At 49.8% G+C, this 2,106-nt stretch carries 3 protein-coding genes and 2 pseudogenes; 1 reads left to right on the top strand and 4 read right to left on the bottom strand.

Translation table 11 applies throughout. The features are described 5' to 3' along the window. Positions 1-182: 182 nt before the first annotated feature. Both IQ254_RS30885 and IQ254_RS30880 read right to left on the bottom strand, forming a co-directional pair. Positions 183-659 carry an MEKHLA domain-containing protein gene (locus tag IQ254_RS30885; protein ID WP_193969959.1) on the bottom strand — a complete coding sequence of 159 codons (477 nt, stop codon included), beginning with the start codon at positions 657-659 and terminating at the stop codon, positions 183-185. A gap of 213 nt (positions 660-872) precedes the next feature. Beyond that, positions 873-1,106: a hypothetical protein gene (locus tag IQ254_RS30880; RefSeq protein WP_193969958.1), complete on the bottom strand. Its 234-nt coding sequence runs from the start codon at positions 1,104-1,106 to the stop codon at positions 873-875. A gap of 14 nt (positions 1,107-1,120) precedes the next feature. Between IQ254_RS30880 and IQ254_RS34150 the strand changes: the two are divergent. After that, positions 1,121-1,465, top strand: a pseudogene (locus tag IQ254_RS34150) (mechanosensitive ion channel domain-containing protein); the annotation flags it as partial. A 144-nt stretch (positions 1,466-1,609) separates the two neighbouring features. On the opposite strand, the gene IQ254_RS30875 reads toward IQ254_RS34150, so the two are convergent. Then, positions 1,610-1,990, bottom strand: a complete 381-nt coding sequence (locus tag IQ254_RS30875; protein ID WP_193969957.1) for a GGDEF domain-containing protein — start codon at positions 1,988-1,990, stop codon at positions 1,610-1,612. Beyond that, a pseudogene (locus IQ254_RS31950) lies at positions 1,987-2,106 on the bottom strand (IS30 family transposase); the annotation flags it as partial. The pseudogene IQ254_RS31950 and the gene IQ254_RS30875, both read right to left, overlap by 4 nt.

Here is a 2,106-nt window from a genome sequence, read left to right as displayed (position 1 = left end):
AAAAGCTAGAAAATCACATCGGTGCGATCTGGACGTTTATCCACGACTACAATCGCCGAGTTAGAGAGAAATTGGCACAACGGGAAGAGGCGGGCTTTTCCTCTGTCCTTTACTAAAATGCACTACCCTGAAGCGTTACGGTGCTGCCCAAAGAGAAGTGCCCAAAGGGGTTGACAATGCCGTTAAAGATACTGCCAGCGGCTGTAGGCGGCGGCCTGCCCTCGGTAGGTGCCGTCGCGATCGCTCACATTCCACACCGTCACATCCTGAATCCAAAATCGCCTGCCGGTTTTGGAGATTCTGACCCCCGCATAGTCGGCGATAAATCCCTGGCTGGAAACTGCCGCTAGCAGTCTGGCCCGCTCGGCTTGGTTGGGAGGCTCTGCCGATAATCGGGACGGCAGGGTGGTAAACTCGGCCCAGGTCATTTCAAACAGCTTTAGGGCCATCTGGTTGCCGTAGGTAAAGATTGGATCGTCGCTGTCATCATGGGAGACCACGATCAGGGGAGCAGTGTAGATTGCCTGGGCAGCGGCGATGTCATCTAAGTCCTCCGCTAGCAGAGGGCGGTGGCACAGCTGGCGATAGCTGTGGCGCAGCAGGCTAACGTGATCGACCAAATAACCATTGGCCGCGCTGGGTTCGGGAAGTAAGGGCATGGGCGATCGCGATCAACAGAGCCGTCACCAGGGTGAGGCCAACGTAACAAAGCTGTCTCATGGCTATTTTGCACCATCAAGGGGGGCGATCCCCATCAAACCGAGTTTTGTTCTATTGGGGTGGCTCCTTGAGCCTAAAAATCAATAAAATCAATTGGCATAGGCATCTGGCACATAGCTAGCTCACCCTATGTGCTACGGCAATCATGCCCCTCAGTTCAGCAGGGCCAGCACCAAAACGATCAGCAGCCCGCATAGCGACAGCGAAAACAGGAGCAGATTCTCCACCTGGCGGCTCATTAGCCCAAGCGCTAACACAACTACCACAAATAGGATGGCCGACAAAATATAGAGTTCGGTCTCCGTCGTCTGGTCAATCAGCACATCTTGCGTGTCAGGGCTGACAGTAGTTTGGCCCAGGTATAGCTGAAGCAGCTTCGGCGTCATAGAGTTGCCATAGTGATACCCTCATCAAGTTTACGGTCTTTTTTGGGGTGATTGGCGCCGGGGTAGCCTTTGCTCTACAGGAGGTGATCACCAGTTTTGCGAGATGAGTGGCGATTTCGTTTGGCCAGTTTTATAAGCCTGGCGATCGGGTGTAACTGGGCGACATTATGGGGGATGTGATTGATATCAGCATTCTGCGGACAACTCTAATGGAATGTGGAGACTGGGCTAAAAGCGATTAGTATAATGGCCAGATTGTTCGCATCGCCAACAGTTTTGTATTCAAAGAGCCGATGTTTAATTATACGGATAACTGGCTCGAGTTTACAGTACGCTATGTGGTGAACTACAAGCAGCGCCACATTCAAGTTGACAGCTACAGGTCTATGGGGCCAGCCAGGGAGACAACGGCAATCATGTTAGTCAGCACCATGAATGCCAGCTTTATTGCTGCCCCTGAGACTCGTTGCTCGATAGCTCCATGCCGTCTTTGCTTGGCGGTTTTAATCATTATATTCTCGACAATCTAGACGATTTTTGCCGCTACTTTTAACGGTATACATCAGCTGATCGGCCTGGGCAATGAGGTTATCTATTGAGTTTGGTAAGACGACACAGGTGATTACTCCAATGCTATAACCAACCGGCCAACCGTGGGTCTGACTGAGCAATTGCAGTTGCTGATGGGTACGACCCAGGGCAACAACAGCCTGCTCATAGCTAATTTGAGGTAGCAAAATAACAAATTCATCCCCTCCCAAACGGGCTAAAATATCGCAGGAACGTACCGATTCTTTTAACGTTTGTGCTATAGCTTTTAAAACCTCATCTCCTGCACTATGACCAAATTGATCATTGATTAATTTAAAGTCACGCCAATTCAAATCTGAAGTGCATCAGCGTCTGATTTATCTGAATAGAATACTTCAAATGGCGTTTTATAGTCAAGCGATTTTCTTGGTCTTTTGTTAATCAACATGACGGCTCTTTCTAATGTCTC

The sequence above is a fragment of the Nodosilinea sp. LEGE 07088 genome (assembly GCF_015207395.1).
Taxonomy (GTDB): Bacteria; Cyanobacteriota; Cyanobacteriia; order Phormidesmidales; family Phormidesmidaceae; genus Nodosilinea.
This window is presented reverse-complemented; position numbering and strand designations above follow the sequence as displayed.